The organism is Mesorhizobium sp. M0626, from assembly GCF_040320665.1.
GTDB lineage: Bacteria > Pseudomonadota > Alphaproteobacteria > Rhizobiales > Rhizobiaceae > Mesorhizobium.
Genome location: NZ_JAMYQD010000023.1, coordinates 1 through 15783 on the forward strand (window position 1 = coordinate 1; position 15783 = coordinate 15783).

Sequence of the window (15783 nt, forward strand, 5' to 3'; positions counted from 1 at the left end):
CTTCCCCAAGGAACATCGCGCCAAGCTCCACTCGACGAATCCGATCGAACGTCTCAACGGCGAGATCAAGCGGCGCACCGAGGTCGTCGGAATCTCAGGCCGAAACGATTGTCAACCAGAGGCGCTGAGGGAGCTATACCTCACGTTTGGGTGTTGCTCTTGCGCAATAGCTAAGTCGCCAAACGAAAGAAGTCGCTCGGTTTTCAATAGCCGGGCGCTCTTGCTCATGGAACAATCAGACTCAGCGCGAGTTTGAATGCGACGATGAGCAAAGATTACGCAATAGAATCATCCGTTTGTATCGAAATGGCTCGGTCGCTCCGATCATGTTTGGCGGAAGAGCGAGCGCTCATGCACCATTTCCGGGAGGAACTCGCCTCGGCACGGAGTGACAGTGATTACTCCCGCCAGGACCGCATCAGATCCGAACAGCAAAAAGCCCCTGCCGTGGGCTAGGGCTTGATGGGATGGCCCGCGCCTGCTTCCGAGGCTGCGCGGGCCATCCCATGACGAGTGAGGGACGCATCTTGGTCACCGGCACGGACCGCTGAAGAACGCGCCGGCTGTAGCGAAACAGCCTCAGAGCGGGAATGTTCCCGCCTGGCGCAAAAACACCCGTGGCTCAGCCGGCGGGCTCTGTTGCAGGGGAACTGTGCACGGGGGCGGCGTCTGTCGTCAATGCAGTTTGCCGACTAGCCGAGCGTATTCGGCTTCAGCCCTGCCATATGACCCATCAGCCAGCGCAATTAGACGCGCGCGATCAAGAATGACTACCTCTCCTCGCATTGAGCGTATCAGACCTTGGCCCTCCAAGGTTTGCAGCGCTATGGTGACGCCGGGCCGCCTGACACCGAGCATAACTGATAAGAACTCGTGCGTAATCGCAAAGCTGTTCCCGTCGACGCGATCATCACACATCATCAGCCATCTTGAGAGCCTGTCGACTATGCCGCCTGCTCGTCATCCGCCGCGCAGCACGCGCCAGATAGACCAACAGGGCGTAACTAAGCGAGGCGAGCGCCGCCGCTGCCATGCCAGTGACGCCCAATGCGCCGAGGCCCATCAACTTCCACCGGGTCACCTCGGCAGAGACCGCCTCCACCTCGGTCATGTCTTCGCTGAGCGATTCACCGCGTCTTCAGTCTCGGCAAAACGCTCCGCCAGCTTATCGGTCTTGGCGTACATCTTCGATTGGCTGGCGGCTGGGCGCTGCTCGGATTGCTCGTAAGAGAGCGCGGCTGAAGCATCGCCGTCCTTTAATGTCGCGCCGAATCTCAGTTGCGTCTCGCTGAACGCCCTCCATGGACGCCCTTCATCGTTGGGCCACCAGGGTCTTTCTTGTTGTTTGAATAGCCGCCTTCGTGCGCGAGCACTTTGGCAGGCGCTTTCTTTTCGCGCGAAATTGCCACCGTTTTAAAGCGGGAGGGTCGGGATGCAGGTTTTCGATGACATCGAGGCGCTGCTGGATGCGGGTGAAGCCTCGACGGCACTTAAGGAAGTGCTGGCGCTGGTGCATCAATTTGGGCGCGGGTCCAGTGTCTTGGCGGGCGCGATCGACGACCTCATTATCGACCTGTCGACGCTATCATTGGCGCGCATGCTGGCTCGAAAAAGACTATTGAAGATCAAGTTGCTCGCACCTCGTCAGAGCGTCGGAGCGGCCAGCTAGAGATTGGTGGTCGCTATGAAAAACGTGTCGACCTGCTCGGTGCTCCGAGCGCATCGAAACCTCTCGCCATCATCGGTTCCGTACGGACGAAAGAGCCGCCTGACCCTGCGACCAGATGAAAGCTTGGACTTGCGGCAGACCGCAAGCAGTTGGAGCTTGAATTGCCGACACACTCTCAGGAACCGTTGCCGGGATCGCACTCCATTGGTCGTCGGCCCAGATCCGGCGCGCGTCGCTTAAGGTGCCGGTCGAATATGGCCAGCTTCGCTTCGTAGCCGATCCGCACTCTGGACCTGCAGCTATCGCAGCTGAAACCGGCAATCGTTTTCATCCAGGATCCCCTTCTCACCATTGGGCACGAACAGGAGGGGCATTGGAATTCTATCGGTACGTCGCGCAGTTCATTTGATAGAGGCACTGTGCATGTTCTCCTCAGCGGCATGGCCACTGCAACAAAGTAGAAGGAGAAATGTTTCCGGCTTCGGCCATTTGCGCGAAAGAATCGGACCTAAGTCTAAATGGTGAGCGGCCCAGAAACCTATTTCCCTTGCTATCGGCCTTTGCGTCGGAAATTGAACGGCAATAGCGAGGGTGATCGAAGGCGGCCCCGGGCGTGAGGCTGGCAAGTGGGGCCAAGACGGCGGCGGTAAAGCGGAGCCTGTGGCGATCAAATAACCGGTTCGCCTAGAATCTCGTTCACCCAGCTCATAGTTCTCAGCCCGTATGCCATTCCGGCGCAGTCGGCAAACCAGTCGAAGACACTCATGTCACGCCCTGTGACGCATTGAAGGATTTCAATCGCTGCGCCCGTTAAAGCAAGTAGAACCGCCAGCCGGACCACCTGTTGGGGCCAGCCGAGGCTACCCAAAGCTGACAAGGTGGCGAACGCGGCGGCGTGGTTGAGCTTGTCGTGATGAGACGTAAAGGCCAATCCGAGGGCGTGCAGCAGGTGGTCTGGCAATAGCGCGAGCAGCAGGACGACTGCCAACGTGGAGAGAAAGGCAGCCCTTGCCATGCTCTGATGAAAGCTGGACTGCGGCAATCTATTCGCAGCACTCCCGGTTCCTAGTTCTCGCTTCTCATACTGGTGCACTAGGAAGGGCTCCAACCTGCATCTGAGCTATGAGCGCGAACAACTGGCATGCTTAACAGGCCTCCTGATGTCATCAGGAAGTTCCATGAACAGCCTATGTCACTCTGGATGGTTCCATAGGGCGCTGCGAATGTCGCCCTCCATTGTGATGAGGCCGAGGGTTTCCTGCCGAAAAGGCGCGGCGGAATAGGCGAGCCGTTGGTACCGCTTGCGCCCAGGTGCGATGCGTATCGTGCTGGGCACGGCTGGGCGGGAGCGGAACTCTTCCAGCCTTGGCCCGGCTGTGCAGCCGGGCCGACGCCCTTCTGAATTCAATTATCGCCGGCGTCGCGGCGAACAGACGAAACCGCTGTTTAGTCTGGTCATTCCTGCCTTGGTGATCTCGCCTCTACATATTCCAATCCTAGACGCTAGGCCAGCAGCGGCCACTCGCGGCTGTCCATCAACAATCCCAAACATCAGGTCGCGGTTATATACAAAAAAGCCGGCCACCTTTCAGCAGCCGGCCAGTGCAAACAAGGAAGGGAACGTTGCACTGATGGGGCAGTGCACCGTCCGAAGCGTTTCCAGGCGACAATGTTCCCCCGATGAGAGAACAAAGAAGGCTTCACCGCCAGCGCACATTCCCCTTAGCCGCGCTGTATTGCCATCGGCTAGTCTCTAAAGGCCTTTAACCAGCCACGGATTGGTGTCGTATCCGAGGCGCGGCTTTTCCGGCGTTCGATCGGCCGGCAATTTGGCGGTTCCGGTCGGCCTGCAGTCCAGCTCGAGCACCTGCTTCTTGGCCGACTGCTTCGTAGAGCAAAGGTCCGTGGCGTCACTCACCACCACCTTCTTCTCCTTGGCAACAGCGACACCAGTCCCAGCGATCACGATCGCCGCACAAAACGCAGCAACTCTCATCATACTTCCCCACCGTTGCGCCTCCGCAAAAGGCTGAGCATGACGTTACGGCACTTTTAAATTAGCGCAAGCGAATATTAGCTGCCTAGTCCCTTCACATCGGCTCTGGTCGCCTCCCCTTGCTGCCGGCGCCTTGCGATACCGGCAGCGCGACATGCTAGGATGGGCGCATGCCTGCTCATGACCGGGCGGCCGCTGTTAATGACTTGAGCTTGACATGGCAGAAGGCTGCAACCGTCAAGTTTCCCAAGTCGTCGTGGCGATGAACGATCGCGTCGAGGATCGCTTACCAAGCGGCGTTTACTAAGTTCCGCTGGTCTAGCCCTACGCGATCACACCATAACCACGTGATGACAAATCAGCCATGTGTGTGGCGCGGCGGGCCTGTTCCGCTTGTGGCCGGCGCCTACCCACCCGGGTTCCCCAACCATGGCGTCGGCCATTTTCGCTCTCTCAGCGATTATAGACCCCTTGCTATAGGCCTATGTGTTGGCTGGATGGGGAGATCGCTGTTAGATCGCCTCGTTCGTTTGGATGTTTCGCTGGCGTTGGGAGGAGGCGCATATGTTCGCCAGCCGGCGGATACCACACCGCCCCACCGGTCAGGCCCAGCGCGCCCGCTGCAAAGTCCCGCAGACGGCTGCTGGGCCGCTGGCGGGCAGCGGCTACTTGCTGACGATCCAATCCACCAAGCCAGTTTCGATCAGCTCGAACCAATCGTGCACCAGGGCCTTGGCTAAATCGCGCCATTGACACTCAGGCGCACGGGAGACGGCAACAGTAGAAGGGTCGGCATCTTCCCAGCCTCGCGCCACGTCATCGCGATGACGTTGACGAAGGCGCATCAGCAAGGTGGCCGTAGTGGCCGCTTGAGCGATATCTATGGGCGTTGCAACCATCGCAGCCTCCCTCAAAGCGATGGCAAACCCCTCACTAGTAAGCCCGCTCAGACTCTCTCTGCAATCAAAAAAAGAGTTGTCCTCGCTCCCTGTTCTGTCATCGCAATGAAGGACGACATCTTCGAGCACCCGCAGCACACCTGTCGCATGGAAAAAGCTGTAGGCGTTTATAGGTGCTTGGGGAATCCGCCGTTTGTTTGCGTTGTGGAGCGGGACAAAGCAAGTTACTCACTCAGGCTGGCTACCGTGAAGCGGGGCACCAGCCCGACTTCCACGCGCTGCCGTGGGAAGCTGAACATCAGGGCCGTCAAAGAAAGGCAAGGTGGACGCGACGGCGCTCGCTGAACGCATTCGGGCGCCGGCTGCGTTCGCGTTCACACCCGGCGCTATGTCGCTTCTAGGCCCGCTCTGTCGCTATTTTGTGCGCAGCATATTGTGGGAACTCTGCCTCGGCCCACGCACTCAGTGGCTGACCAGAACGAGCGCATCATCGGCCTAACCGTTTAGGCTGTAGAATTTGTGTGTGCGCTCGTATCGAGATGCGGGTGATGTCGCAGCCGAAACGCGCTGCTTCCTTCTCGATCGCCCCATCAGTTTGGCGCCGATACCAGCACTGCGCATCTCGGCGTCGACAACCACATGGTCGGCCTACGCCCACTTTCCGCCCATACCCGGTTTGCTGATGGAGCGGGTAGATAGCCGCGATCTCTTCGAGCTCCATGGCTGAGTGTCGATGCCTATGTCGGCGAGGTGATGAGTGCGGCCTTGCCGCCGAACACCAGCCCCAACTGGGCAGTCGCATCGCTCGACATTACGGGCGATGCAGCCACTGCGAAGGTCGAGGACGAATTTGGAACCACAAGGTTCACCGACTATCTTTCTCTGCTCAAAATCGCAGGAGAAATGAAGATCCTTAGCAAACTCTACCACCTTCACTAATACGACCGTCCAGATCAGAGGCCAAATACCGCAAAACTGGCCAACCTGTCGTAGGTCTCCCAGCGCCTTTAGAGCTTGAGCTCAGTCCTTAGCGCGTCGATTCGCTTCGAGGCCTCGGCTTTGCTTAGATCTTCGGCGTAGCTTCTGTCGTCGCCCGCCTGCTCACATAATGTTTTCAAGTAGGAAGCTTGCGACGGAGTCATTGGCTCGTCTCCCGTCGTCCATTCGTCAGGATCCTTGCTGATAGTTTCGCTTTTGGCTCGGGGTGAAGTTTGCATGACGCTCTCCGTGTTGGGAACGGCACAACGTATTTGATCTGCTTTTGTTCCACATGCTTGAAGTGTGTGAAATTGCGAGGGCATAGGTGTTCACAACTGCAAGTTTACCCGTGCTGGAAGAATCCGACGAGATTGCTTAGCTTCCGCTCGCGGTCGCCAACGATGAACCCGACGCCAACTCTGCGCGAGACATCGAAAGATCCTCCGCGCCCGCAATTTACCCCAACGGTGAGGAGACAATCCCCATGAAAGCAATCGTAGCGACGGACCAGACTGCAGGAACGGCCGGGATGAAGTTGGTGGAGCTGCCCGAGCCTCAGGCGGCAATTAACGACGTGGTCGTACAGGTTCATGCGGCAGGATTCGTCAACACCGAACTGGAGTGGCCCTCGACGTGGGCCGACCGAGCCTTCCGTGACCGGACCTCTTCGATCCTGGGCCACGAACTGGCTGGTGTGGTCACTGCGCTCGGCTACGGCACCAGAGGGCTTTCTATCGGTCAGCGGGTGTTCGGCCTCGCGGACTGGCATCGCGACGGCACCCTCGCCGAGTATGTTGCCATGGAGGCCCGTAACCTCGCGCCGCTGCCCGGCGATGTCGACTTTACGGTGGGCGCTAGCCTGCCGATCTCCGGCCTAACCGCATGGCAGGGGCTGTTTCAGCATGGCCGCATCAAGGCCGGGCAGAGCGTTCTCGCGCATGGCGCTGCCGGTGCCGTCGGTTCGATGGTGGCGCAGCTTGCAAGGGAGGCCGGAGCCTATGTGATCGGCACCGGGCGGGCCGCCGACCGCCAGAAAGCGCTCGACTTCGGTGCAAATGAATTCCTCGACCTCGCAAAAGACACCCTTGAAGATGTAGGCAGCGTCGATCTGGTGTTCGATGTCATCGGCGGCGATATCCAGAAGCGATCCGCAACGCTCGTCCGCGCCGGAGGTATCCTTGTCACAGTCGTTGGACCAACGGACATTCGAGCTGCCGATGGCCTGACCGTTGACTTCGTCGTCGAGGCTGATCGCCCTCAGCTCTCTGAGATAGTGCAGCGGATCCGCGATGGACGACTGCGGACGAACATTGGCAAGGTTTCGAGCTTGGATGATGCCATCGGCACCTTCAACTCAACGGACCGACGCGCAGGAAAGACGGTTGTCCGCGTTCGTCCGTGAGAACTTGGGCGAGGAGGCCGGTCCTCTCTCCGTATGGCCGCCTCTGGCAGCTGACACGGTGAGGTGCAAATCAGCGCCTGTCGCGGGATTTAGCCATCGTAGGGCGGTGTTTGCGGGAACCTACTTTGTACGTTTCCGATTCTTGCCTTTTTCGGAAAGTGACCCACAGAATAGCTGATTGAGGTTCTATCTCTCTGGGAGGATGGGATGGACATTCAAGCACCTGTTCGGCCTACGCAGCAAACGGCCAAGGAGCTGGTCCGCGAGGTCCTGTTGGGCTCTCAACCCGGCGACATTATTTCCGTCAAAGCGACCATTGTAGCGGTCCGTGAGCGCGGCGGCGATCTTCTCGAAACTGACTGCCAGTTAGTCGAAATGATCGTCAAATCAGCCTCCGTTTGGGGACTGTTCATCGCCTTTGACGTTCGAGAGGCGTGATGCCCCACCGTTGGTTCAACCCTCCGGTTTATGTGAAGACTGAGCGCCCGGGGCTTCGCCTTGGTGTCAACCGGGTTGATGCCGCCGCCGAGGAGCTCCTAAAGTGGTCCAGTCGTGGCCCCAAGTGGCGGCTGGCGGCCGAAGCTTGCCTATCTGCGATGGATGGCAAAATGCCGGGTAATGACTTCCGGCTGCTGTTCGAAGCCGCGGCCGATGAAGAGGAGATGCTGCTGCCGGATTAACAACGCTATACGACGAGCCCATTCGGGTCTGTTCGCGTTGCGAATTCACCGGCGCAACGGGCATTTATGCTGTCCGTCTCCGTCGTCAAACTTTAAAGTGAGACACTAACGAGCGACGACCTAGATGGACAGTTATTCGCCGGTGCGCGTACCATATAGGGCCGCGGGTGACCGATGGAGGTCACATGGTTGATGAAGAGCATCGCCGCGAACGGAGGCAGCGGGTGCTGAAAGGCGCCTCAATCATCAGCGGAATCACAAACTCCGAGATCAGTTGCACCATTCGGAACCAAAACAGTGGCGGAGCTGAGCTCAAAGTCCCGGTGGAATCGCGTGTCCCTGAGCGGTTCGTGGTTTACGTGCCGACCGACGGCGTTGCCTACCAGGCAGTCCTGCGGTGGCGCAGGAACGACCGAATTGGGGTTCAATTTATAGGAACGTTGCCAAAGCCGCGTCTCCACTATGGCTGAGCTTGTGCCCGGGATGCACAGACCGGGGAATTGGACACTCTCCGGCGCTCGGCACGTGTTCCATGGCAGTCGCACTTTAGAGATTACCCCCCGGCGAAACTTCGCTTCAGGTCGACACGGTCAGAAGGCTTACAAAATCGCGGGAATATTCCTCGTCCAGATATTTAGCCGGAGCGCCCCACGCCTCGGCTGGTTGGCCAGTGAACGCGTCAAACACCGCTCAGGTTTCGTCGAGTCCCTCCTGAGGTCGTATCTTTGAGAAGCCATGCCGTCGCTAGGTAAGTCTGCGGTCCAGTTCTCAAGCGGTGATCGACATTCCTGTTGGAGTGCGGGTTCTACAGGAGATTCGGTTTTGAGGATCGCGAGGGCTCAACGGATCATGAGCGACCCAGCAGGATCAGAAACCGGCACCCGTCTGCGCAGCCCTTTGATGAAGATAGGTAGAGTCAAAATCTGCGGCGCGAACGAGCCCTGCCCAGTCGGTCGCATGAAAACGCGAGCCAACGGTGGATATCAGACCGTCGCGTCTAAGGTCCTGAAGCACTCGGTTCACGTGCACGGTAGAGAGGCCAAGTGCGTCGCCAAGTGCAGCCTGCGTTATGGGGAGATAGGCCACATGATCTTCAATGCGGCCTACCGAGCGAAGGCGAACAATGAGTTCGCAAAGAATGTGGGCCATACGCGAGTAGGCGTCGCGCCTACCGACGTTGGTGACCCACTCTCGATAGATCGCCGCATCGATCACCGTCGAGCGCCAAAACACTCTCGTTATCGAAGAGTGCTGGTCGCAAACGGCGCGAAGTTCGTCGTGCCGCATGAAGCCCACCCTAGCGGGCATGAGAGGGGTGAAAGTGCAATCCATGACCGACAAATGCAAACCATGCAGGTCGGGAATGTCGCCCGGAACAAAAAAGGAGGAGATTTGACGCTTCCCCTCCCCGGTTAGTTTGATCGACCCTATTAAGCCTTCAAGAACGACGAACGAAAGGCTCGGCTTATCGCCCTCGCGCAGAATGTCTTCGTTGGCCTGATATCTCTTCTCCTGAATCGAGATGTTCCCCAAGGTCGCAATGTCTGATTCTGCGAGTTCCGAGATGGCTTGGAGCTTGCGGATCAACATTTTGAAAGAATGATCATGTGCCATCAAGAACCTGTTCGTGTATGCTCCCAACTTTTAGTTGGCGCTAATGTTCCCGCTGCCTAGAGGAGACGAAGGCCAATGGTCAGTGCGTCGATGATGCGCGCAAAGTTCAGCTGTCCTCAATCCTTTTCGCCTGCCGCAACCTGTTCGAAACGGCTGGATCACAACCTGCTTTCCACCGGATTAACGAGTGCTATTGCGCGCCAGGAACCTTAAGAGTTCGCAGCCGTTCAACTGTTGGGGCGCACGAAGCAGGCTTTCAATGTCATCGGGTTTCGTGCTGATCGTGGAGACGTCGAGAACTCTCTCCGGGAGGCCGGGTTCGAGGTAGTCGCCGGCTTAAAGGGCCTTCAAGCGATTGCGACTTTCGATCGTGAGCCGGAGCGAGTTGTGGCTCTCCTGACAGATATCAGACTTGGGGACGGCCCAAGCGGGTGGATGTGGCCCGGCACCTCCGAGGCGCCGATCCTACTATGCCAGTTATTTGACAGCGTTGGTCGATGCCATGGCCTGCTACGCAATTGACCGACATCAAATCGACATCCTGTCTCTCGGCTGCGTTGAATTGGAGTTCGCCTTCACCAAGGGCCAAATCGCCAAGGGCGGTATCAGGCACTGGCGCGAGATCATTTCTGCCGCCATGCGCCTGCAAAGCCAGAATGCACCGGGCCAAGCTGGGCTGCTGGTAGGACGAGACCGTCTACTACGCATCGACGGAGCACCTATGAAGTCTAATCCGATCGACCTCGACGACTACACCGGTCCGCCGCAGAGTTACCTGTTATTGCTGCCTCACTGGTCAAGCAACATGAGGAACGGCTGGCCGCGCTTTTCGCTGCGCCGCGTCCACCCTACAAAGCGGTGTATGGGCCAAGGTCTCAGGACCCGTAAATAGCCACCTGTTCTTCGCACGATGTCGGCTTTCAGAAACCGCCTAAAGCGATCCCGATATTTGGGGCAATGGCCATCCGTTCTGATTAAGTCGTCTTGGCCAGCCGTGGTCTTCACTCGACCCCGCATGATGAGGTATGACCAAGAAGGATGTAGACTAAACCGGAAGAGACAAGGTGCAGGTGCAAGGCATTGAGAGAAATAGCAGGAACCGAACCAATCCACAGGAATATTTTGTTGGTATTTATGTTGGTAGCAGATGCGGCTAACATTGCCCTAAGTATCTGAAAGCAAAACGGGATTTTCTTCACTTGAATTCCGCCTCTGGGCACCATCCCCTCTTCTCCCGACACTCCGTTTAGCCGAACCGTCTACGCTGCAGCTTCTGCAAGCGACTGGAATTATTGATCTTTTGCTGTCGCATTGCGCAATTAGGCGTGACAGAGAGCGCTTCGGGCGCATTTGATCCAACGAGGCGGGGGGATGGTATTTCCGTTGGTATTCGACATCCTGATGGTATCGAAACAGCCAAGGGAGACCTGACGAATGGCCCTATCCGACGTGAAATGTCGAAACGCCCGCCCTGCTTCCAAACTCGCGAAATTGTCTGACGGGGGCGGGCTGCAGCTATGGGTACAGCCCACGGGCTCTCGCCTCTGGCGGCTCGCCTACCGCTTTGACGGCAAGCAGAAACTGCTCGCGCTGGGCAGCTATCCCCTTATCTCTCTCGCCGAGGCACGGGAGGCGCGCGATGATGCTAAAAGGCTCCTGCTAGCTGGCGTCGACCCTGGAAAGGAACGCAGCTTGCGGAAGGCCGATTCGGCAAAGGACTCCTTTCGCTCAATCGCGGACGAATATGTTGACAAGCTGAAGAAGGAGGGACGTGCCGACCGGACGATCAGCAAGGTCAAATGGCTGCTCGACTTTGCCTATCCGATAATCGGCGACAAGTGCATTCGGGAGATCGAGCCGGCCAGCATCCTTACCGCCCTCCGTCGCGTGGAGGTTCGCGGTCGATATGAGTCGGCCAGGCGACTGCGCTCCACCATCGGCAGCGTGTTTCGATACGCGATCGCGACCGCACGCGCCGAGACAGATCCGACCTTCGCCCTCAGAGGCGCACTCATCAGTCCGAAGGTAACGTCTCGCGCCGCGATTACCGATCCGAAGGCCTTGGGCGGTTTGCTGAGGGCGATCCATGCATTTGACGGACAGCCTACAACGCGAGCCGGTCTGAAGCTGATAGCGCTGCTGTTTCCCCGCCCAGGCGAGCTTCGCGCCGCTGAATGGGAAGAGTTCGATTTTGAAAGCTCGGTGTGGACGATCCCTGAAGCACGCATGAAAATGCGACGGCCGCACCGCATACCCCTATCAAAGCAAGCGATCAGCGTCCTGACTTCACTGAGAGAAATCTCTGGTGATGGATCGCTGCTGTTTCCTAGTGTTCGATCGGCTTCGCGTCCGATTTCCGACAATACCCTTAACGCCGCACTGCGTCGTATGGGTTACAGCAAGGAAGAAGCTACCGCGCATGGTTTTCGAGCAACGGCATCAACTCTGCTGAACGAATGCGGCAAGTGGCATCCGGACGCGATAGAGCGGCAGCTGGCCCACATTGAGAACAACGACGTTCGGCGCGCCTACGCCCGGGCAGAGCACTGGGACGAGCGCGTCGAGATGATGCAGTGGTGGGCCGATTATCTGGATGAACTCAAGAGCAAAAACCTGCGGGTGATCTCAATCGAGGGACGCCGCAAGCCTGCTGTCCACACACCAACGCGACCATCCACTTTGAAACCAACAGAGGCCGTTCATCAAACGCCGATACAAATCTCCAACCGCCGGAAATCATACTGACCGTCGAAAAACGCCACAACTCGACGCCAAATCGTAGGCCCGCATTTGTCAGATTTTCCGGAGAGAAAGTTGACCGCGTTCGGCGGGAAGCTGCCGTTCTGCAGCCGACCCCATTTCCGTCATTCAAGCTGCCGATGGCCGGTTCCGAAACCGGCCATCTACCCGGCCCGGGGCCGCGCGCTATTAGAGCGAGAATCCCGTGGGCAGTGTGCGGTCCGTCCGTTTCGCCGGCATTAGTCCGTGGATCCGCTATCCCCGCCCGACTTTAACCTCCACAACCTTCCTCTCCATAGATCCGGGACAAGCCCTTGATGCGCGTCGCGATCGCGTCGACGAGGCGACCAACGATCTCATGGATGATCCCCTCCTGGCGAAGCTCTTGGGCGCACTCCGATGCCATATCGGGCATCACCGCGAGCTGATGGCGGATCGTCCGCACCGTGTACTCGCCGCCAACCTTTGCTGAGGACGCACAGCGCCCCCAGTGGCGCGGCATGATCTCCTCGATGGGATAGACTCTGTCGATCTTCATCGCCAGTTTAAGGTCGCGCATCTCAGATTGGATCTCTCCCCCGAGGTGCGGCAGAATGGAGGAGATGTCGTAGAGCGGAGCTAGGCGGGCCTCGCCCTGGGCTCCGAGCAGCATCGAGTAGTTCTTTGCATGCGCGTCCGTGCCGGCGATGATCCAGTTGAAGACGTTCGCGGCCATGAAGATCTGACGGTCTTGGACGGGGTCGAGGGAGGCCGACAGCACCTTTCTGGAGATCGTCGTGATACCTGGCCCACCCTGGTTCTCGTACTTGAGCGTCGGCATCACCGACAGGGCCTGGCACATGTCCTCCTGATGGATGCGGATGGTCTTGCCCTCGTTGTTGCGGCGGTCGTAGCGCTCGATAACGATTGCCTTTTCGCCTGCGAAGTCGAGAACCTGGCTATGTGCAGCGTCCATGCCGAGCTTGGATGCAAGCTGCAGGCAGAAATGCTCGTTCTCGGTATGCCCGTGCAAGTGCGGCAAAGGCGGCTTGAAGATGTGTGTCGTGGGTGTGTCGCCTAGAGGGATCCCCCAGCGATTGCTGCCCTTATCGAAATGGAACGCCGTCTTTGCCTGCGCACCAGCGAGACTGAACTGACCAGGATCGCCGATTCGCCGGGTCGCTGCACCATCTTTGCGCAGATCGCGCAGGCGGTCGCCGATCTGCGCCTCGGTGAGCAACTCCACGTTCTCGCCGCGGGAAATCTGGTCGCCACGCGAAAGGAACTGGACGGCGCCGGCGCAGTCGCGGCCGACATTCTTGAGCAGGGCAAACGGGTTTCGGGCGGAGACCTGGAACCTCTGCGCCCATCTGGCGAGGGTCTGCTCATTATCCGGCAGTAGGCCCCAGAGGAATGCCTCGACGACCTTGCCCTCGTAGGTCCTGGTGATCGTCGGCATGGACAGGGAGAGCGGGATCGCCACCGGGCCTTCCATCCATGCCTCGTGATAGGAGAACGAAAGCTTGCCGCCCTGCAGGTGGTGGAGCCCCCCAACCGGTCTGCCAGCGATATAGACGTCGAGGGTGTCGATCGGGTTCATCATGATCATCGTCATCTAGAGCTTGTAGGGAATCTCGTCGTCGTCATCGTCGACATGCCGTTCATCGGCATTATGATGATGATCAGCCGACGTCGGCGCCGGCGGGATCTGAAAGTCCATCTCCACACCAAGCGTGGTCAGCGCCAGCAGCACGTTGCCGATCTCGGCGCTGGGCTTGCCGTTCTCGATCCACGACACCCACGTCTGCGTCGTGGTGATCATTTTGGCCAAGGCAGCCTGTGACAGGCCGCGCCGGGTGCGGGCCTCCTTGATCAGGATTCCAATGTCGCGAGCTGTTCTGATCTTCATGGCGTATACGATTTCTGTATGAGCTAGCCTGATATAGGCTCATATATGACGGGTGTCAATATACGTTACTATATCAATTTAACGCTATATAGGTTCACATATGGCAACCTTAATATACCAACCTATATAAAATCATTGCGCCACGCAACAATGTGCGCCGCTGGGAATTAGACATGCCTTCAGGCTCGTTTCAACACCGCGTGTGGCAATGGATTGTCGCGTGCTTTCCGACGCCGGCTCACCTCGATGTACAGGAGCGCAATCATCGCTTCCTTGAAGAGGCGCTCGAACTCGCTCAGGCGAATTCCTGCACAAAGGAGGAGGCACTCGAACTGGTGGAGTACGGACCGGCGGCAACGCGGTCAGGATCAAGAACTAGCGTGCTCCAAAACGACACCAAGCGCTAACCGTTGTCCAGTGTGGAAGATGATTGCCTTCGTGGTTTCTCCGACGCGCCGGCGCCCGGCAGACCTTCCTTTCTGGCCTTGGCAAACGCCCGGTCGCCTTCCAGGAACCCGACCAGCATAAAGGGGATCAGTTCCGCCACCGTTTCGGACTCGCCATAGGTCTCACGGTAAAGTGCGGCATAGTCGTTGAGTGCTTGGCTCAAGTCGGCGCCAACGGTGATGGTGATCTTCGAAGGTGTCCGGTCCGGAAGTTTTCCGAGTTTCAGGTTAGCCATGAAGTCCTCCTGTTCACCCCGTGTATGGCCGCAACACGAGGTCCTTGTGCACGATGACGCGCAACGGCCAACCAGGGCGCACGGTGATCGTGGGTTGGACGTTCAGGTTCTTTTCAGTGATCCGTTGGCCCGCTTGACTGACGTTCTGCTGGGTGGATTCACGAATTGCCTTGACCAAGTCGCTTTCATTTTCCCCAAAGCTCAACTCGGTACCAACCCCCAGCAATGTGGCTACCGCGACGCCCTTGATCAACTGCCAAGTATGGAAATCCACCTTGTCCTCGAGCCCGGCATAGCCGGCCGCGTCGGTCACGGGCAGATTGTCGATTTCGGTAGAGGAGCCGTCCGGCATCACGATGCGTTGCCACACCAACAGAGCGCGCCTTTGCCCAAAGGCTACAACGCTGTCGTAGGTGCCGATCAGCCGTGAGCCCTGCGGGATGAGCAGGATGCTGCCGGTGACGCTGTCGTGCACATTCTCGGTGATCTGGGCGACGACAAGGCCGGGCAGATCGGAATTGATGCCGGTGATCAGGCTTGCAGCGATCACGCTACCGGCCATGATCTGATAGGGCGAAGCCGGCGTCTGCAGTGCATGCGGGTTGTAGATCCCGCCGGTGTTCCGTTGATCGATGAAATCGAGCTTGCGCTGTTGATTGTTCTGGTCGCCCTCGGCCGGCGCGACGGAAGCTCGCTGGCCTTCGGTATCTGGCTGCGGAGACGCCGTCTCGAAAGGCGAACGTCCGCCCTGCCCATTGCCAAAAGCTTCCGTCTGCTGGGGCCGGTTTTCGATGCGGAAGAGGACTTGCGACTCGCGCGCCTCAATCGCTTGTTGTGCAAGCCGCTGCGCCTCGGCGGAAACGTCTTGCCCAGGTGCGATGCCAAGCTGGCGCTGGTGCTCGAGAATAGGACGGCCGAGATCCCCGGGCAGCGGCGGTCCAAGCACCGGAGCCTTCGGCTTGCTCCCGGAATAGTCCTTGGGCAGCGATTCAAGTCCCTCGGCGGTCGGGTTGCGGTCGGTGCTGTAAAGCTCTTCAGCCTGCTGCTTCAGGCGCAGTGCCGGCCCCTGCAGCGCCATCATCGTGACGCCAAAGATGGTGGCGGAGCCAACAGCTGCGATCGCGACGATTATGCCGCGCTTGAAGCGCACGGCCCGGCGCGGTGAGGCCCGCAGCTGCAGCTGTTCGGGATCGAGTTTGGGCGGAACATTGGGGCGGGACGTGTCGGTCATGAGCC

The 15783-nt window shown here is 58.5% G+C and carries 19 protein-coding genes and 2 pseudogenes; 9 read left to right on the top strand and 12 right to left on the bottom strand.

Translation table 11 applies throughout. The annotated features are described in order from the left end of the window. Positions 1 to 94 (top strand): annotated as a pseudogene (locus NKI37_RS26470) (transposase); the annotation flags it as partial. 581 nt (positions 95 to 675) lie between these two features. Here NKI37_RS26470 and NKI37_RS26475 read toward each other — a convergent pair. The 3 genes and pseudogenes from NKI37_RS26475 to NKI37_RS26485 form a co-directional block, all read right to left on the bottom strand. Then, positions 676 to 942, bottom strand: a pseudogene (locus tag NKI37_RS26475) (Crp/Fnr family transcriptional regulator); the annotation flags it as partial. Continuing rightward, positions 911 to 1111, bottom strand: coding sequence for a DUF1515 family protein (locus NKI37_RS26480; protein ID WP_023835548.1), 201 nt, complete (start codon positions 1109 to 1111; stop codon positions 911 to 913). The pseudogene NKI37_RS26475 and the gene NKI37_RS26480, both read right to left, overlap by 32 nt. Before the next feature lie 163 nt (positions 1112 to 1274). Continuing rightward, positions 1275 to 1490, bottom strand: coding sequence for a glycosyl hydrolase 108 family protein (locus NKI37_RS26485; RefSeq protein ID WP_348524287.1), 216 nt, complete (start codon positions 1488 to 1490; stop codon positions 1275 to 1277). Here NKI37_RS26485 and NKI37_RS26490 point away from each other — a divergent pair. Beyond that, positions 1433 to 1669, top strand: coding sequence for a hypothetical protein (locus NKI37_RS26490; protein WP_023835549.1), 237 nt, complete (start codon positions 1433 to 1435; stop codon positions 1667 to 1669). The genes NKI37_RS26485 and NKI37_RS26490 overlap by 58 nt on opposite strands. Before the next feature lie 667 nt (positions 1670 to 2336). Here NKI37_RS26490 and NKI37_RS26495 read toward each other — a convergent pair. From NKI37_RS26495 to NKI37_RS26505, 3 genes are all read right to left on the bottom strand, one after another. Then, positions 2337 to 2711 carry a VanZ family protein gene (locus NKI37_RS26495; RefSeq protein WP_245261419.1) on the bottom strand — a complete coding sequence of 125 codons (375 nt, stop codon included), beginning with the start codon at positions 2709 to 2711 and terminating at the stop codon, positions 2337 to 2339. Between the two features lie 711 nt (positions 2712 to 3422). Continuing rightward, positions 3423 to 3668: a hypothetical protein gene (locus NKI37_RS26500; protein WP_352794605.1), complete on the bottom strand. Its 246-nt coding sequence runs from the start codon at positions 3666 to 3668 to the stop codon at positions 3423 to 3425. Positions 3669 to 4330: 662 nt separating this feature from the next. After that, on the bottom strand, positions 4331 to 4564 hold the full coding sequence (locus tag NKI37_RS26505; protein WP_081726126.1) for a hypothetical protein: 234 nt from the start codon (positions 4562 to 4564) through the stop codon (positions 4331 to 4333). A 753-nt stretch (positions 4565 to 5317) separates the two neighbouring features. Between NKI37_RS26505 and NKI37_RS26510 the strand changes: the two genes are divergently transcribed. Next, a complete protein-coding gene (locus tag NKI37_RS26510; protein WP_023695045.1) occupies positions 5318 to 5503 on the top strand; it encodes a nuclear transport factor 2 family protein in 186 nt (61 codons plus the stop codon). 68 nt (positions 5504 to 5571) lie between these two features. On the opposite strand, the gene NKI37_RS26515 is transcribed toward NKI37_RS26510, so the two are convergent. Next, the gene (locus NKI37_RS26515) at positions 5572 to 5781 is read right to left on the bottom strand and encodes a DUF3072 domain-containing protein (RefSeq protein ID WP_023834287.1); all 210 of its coding nucleotides are present in this window, start codon (positions 5779 to 5781) and stop codon (positions 5572 to 5574) included. Between the two features lie 245 nt (positions 5782 to 6026). Here NKI37_RS26515 and NKI37_RS26520 point away from each other — a divergent pair, with 245 nt between their 5' ends. The 4 genes from NKI37_RS26520 (at position 6027) to NKI37_RS26535 (ending at position 8094) form a co-directional block, all read left to right on the top strand. Then, a complete protein-coding gene (locus NKI37_RS26520) occupies positions 6027 to 6944 on the top strand; it encodes an NADP-dependent oxidoreductase (protein ID WP_023834288.1) in 918 nt (305 codons plus the stop codon). Positions 6945 to 7151: 207 nt separating this feature from the next. Beyond that, positions 7152 to 7382 (top strand): hypothetical protein, encoded by a 231-nt coding sequence (locus tag NKI37_RS26525; RefSeq protein ID WP_023669678.1) that lies wholly within the window; start codon positions 7152 to 7154, stop codon positions 7380 to 7382. Next, on the top strand, positions 7382 to 7624 hold the full coding sequence (locus NKI37_RS26530) for a DUF982 domain-containing protein (RefSeq protein WP_031204261.1): 243 nt from the start codon (positions 7382 to 7384) through the stop codon (positions 7622 to 7624). Before NKI37_RS26525 ends, NKI37_RS26530 begins: the two co-directional genes overlap by 1 nt. Before the next feature lie 185 nt (positions 7625 to 7809). After that, positions 7810 to 8094, top strand: a complete 285-nt coding sequence (locus tag NKI37_RS26535) for a PilZ domain-containing protein (RefSeq protein ID WP_023834289.1) — start codon at positions 7810 to 7812, stop codon at positions 8092 to 8094. Between the two features lie 397 nt (positions 8095 to 8491). Here NKI37_RS26535 and NKI37_RS26540 read toward each other — a convergent pair whose 3' ends face one another. Further along, positions 8492 to 9238 carry a Crp/Fnr family transcriptional regulator gene (locus NKI37_RS26540; protein ID WP_023699539.1) on the bottom strand — a complete coding sequence of 249 codons (747 nt, stop codon included), beginning with the start codon at positions 9236 to 9238 and terminating at the stop codon, positions 8492 to 8494. 502 nt (positions 9239 to 9740) lie between these two features. Between NKI37_RS26540 and NKI37_RS26545 the strand changes: the two genes are divergently transcribed. Further along, a complete protein-coding gene (locus NKI37_RS26545) occupies positions 9741 to 10130 on the top strand; it encodes a patatin-like phospholipase domain-containing protein (protein WP_155923573.1) in 390 nt (129 codons plus the stop codon). A gap of 542 nt (positions 10131 to 10672) precedes the next feature. Beyond that, positions 10673 to 11983: a tyrosine-type recombinase/integrase gene (locus tag NKI37_RS26550; protein WP_023729047.1), complete on the top strand. Its 1311-nt coding sequence runs from the start codon at positions 10673 to 10675 to the stop codon at positions 11981 to 11983. A 265-nt stretch (positions 11984 to 12248) separates the two neighbouring features. Here NKI37_RS26550 and NKI37_RS26555 read toward each other — a convergent pair whose 3' ends face one another. The 4 genes from NKI37_RS26555 to NKI37_RS26570 all read right to left on the bottom strand — a co-directional run bounded on the left by NKI37_RS26555 (position 12249) and on the right by NKI37_RS26570 (position 15778). After that, positions 12249 to 13559 (bottom strand): type II toxin-antitoxin system HipA family toxin, encoded by a 1311-nt coding sequence (locus tag NKI37_RS26555; protein WP_352611462.1) that lies wholly within the window; start codon positions 13557 to 13559, stop codon positions 12249 to 12251. A 12-nt stretch (positions 13560 to 13571) separates the two neighbouring features. Continuing rightward, the gene (locus NKI37_RS26560) at positions 13572 to 13865 is read right to left on the bottom strand and encodes a helix-turn-helix domain-containing protein (RefSeq protein WP_023689355.1); all 294 of its coding nucleotides are present in this window, start codon (positions 13863 to 13865) and stop codon (positions 13572 to 13574) included. A gap of 403 nt (positions 13866 to 14268) precedes the next feature. Further along, positions 14269 to 14547 carry a DUF2274 domain-containing protein gene (locus NKI37_RS26565; RefSeq protein WP_023689356.1) on the bottom strand — a complete coding sequence of 93 codons (279 nt, stop codon included), beginning with the start codon at positions 14545 to 14547 and terminating at the stop codon, positions 14269 to 14271. A 13-nt stretch (positions 14548 to 14560) separates the two neighbouring features. After that, the gene (locus tag NKI37_RS26570) at positions 14561 to 15778 is read right to left on the bottom strand and encodes a TraB/TrbI/VirB10 family type IV secretion system protein (protein WP_023729046.1); all 1218 of its coding nucleotides are present in this window, start codon (positions 15776 to 15778) and stop codon (positions 14561 to 14563) included. Between the last annotated feature and the right edge of the window lie 5 nt (positions 15779 to 15783).

Excerpts from the sequence above, each read along its gene's own strand:
- NKI37_RS26480 (WP_023835548.1), bottom strand. The coding sequence starts at position 1,111 with ATGACCGAGGTGGAGGCGGTCTCTGCCGAGGTGACCCGGTGGAAGTTG.
- NKI37_RS26490 (WP_023835549.1), top strand. The coding sequence starts at position 1,433 with ATGCAGGTTTTCGATGACATCGAGGCGCTGCTGGATGCGGGTGAAGCC.
- NKI37_RS26500 (WP_352794605.1), bottom strand. The coding sequence starts at position 3,668 with ATGATGAGAGTTGCTGCGTTTTGTGCGGCGATCGTGATCGCTGGGACT.
- NKI37_RS26505 (WP_081726126.1), bottom strand. The coding sequence starts at position 4,564 with ATGGTTGCAACGCCCATAGATATCGCTCAAGCGGCCACTACGGCCACC.
- NKI37_RS26510 (WP_023695045.1), top strand. The coding sequence starts at position 5,318 with ATGAGTGCGGCCTTGCCGCCGAACACCAGCCCCAACTGGGCAGTCGCA.
- NKI37_RS26515 (WP_023834287.1), bottom strand. The coding sequence starts at position 5,781 with ATGCAAACTTCACCCCGAGCCAAAAGCGAAACTATCAGCAAGGATCCT.
- NKI37_RS26520 (WP_023834288.1), top strand. The coding sequence starts at position 6,027 with ATGAAAGCAATCGTAGCGACGGACCAGACTGCAGGAACGGCCGGGATG.
- NKI37_RS26525 (WP_023669678.1), top strand. The coding sequence starts at position 7,152 with ATGGACATTCAAGCACCTGTTCGGCCTACGCAGCAAACGGCCAAGGAG.
- NKI37_RS26530 (WP_031204261.1), top strand. The coding sequence starts at position 7,382 with ATGCCCCACCGTTGGTTCAACCCTCCGGTTTATGTGAAGACTGAGCGC.
- NKI37_RS26535 (WP_023834289.1), top strand. The coding sequence starts at position 7,810 with ATGGTTGATGAAGAGCATCGCCGCGAACGGAGGCAGCGGGTGCTGAAA.
- NKI37_RS26540 (WP_023699539.1), bottom strand. The coding sequence starts at position 9,238 with ATGGCACATGATCATTCTTTCAAAATGTTGATCCGCAAGCTCCAAGCC.
- NKI37_RS26545 (WP_155923573.1), top strand. The coding sequence starts at position 9,741 with ATGGCCTGCTACGCAATTGACCGACATCAAATCGACATCCTGTCTCTC.
- NKI37_RS26550 (WP_023729047.1), top strand. The coding sequence starts at position 10,673 with ATGGCCCTATCCGACGTGAAATGTCGAAACGCCCGCCCTGCTTCCAAA.
- NKI37_RS26555 (WP_352611462.1), bottom strand. The coding sequence starts at position 13,559 with ATGATGAACCCGATCGACACCCTCGACGTCTATATCGCTGGCAGACCG.
- NKI37_RS26560 (WP_023689355.1), bottom strand. The coding sequence starts at position 13,865 with ATGAAGATCAGAACAGCTCGCGACATTGGAATCCTGATCAAGGAGGCC.
- NKI37_RS26565 (WP_023689356.1), bottom strand. The coding sequence starts at position 14,547 with ATGGCTAACCTGAAACTCGGAAAACTTCCGGACCGGACACCTTCGAAG.
- NKI37_RS26570 (WP_023729046.1), bottom strand. The coding sequence starts at position 15,778 with ATGACCGACACGTCCCGCCCCAATGTTCCGCCCAAACTCGATCCCGAA.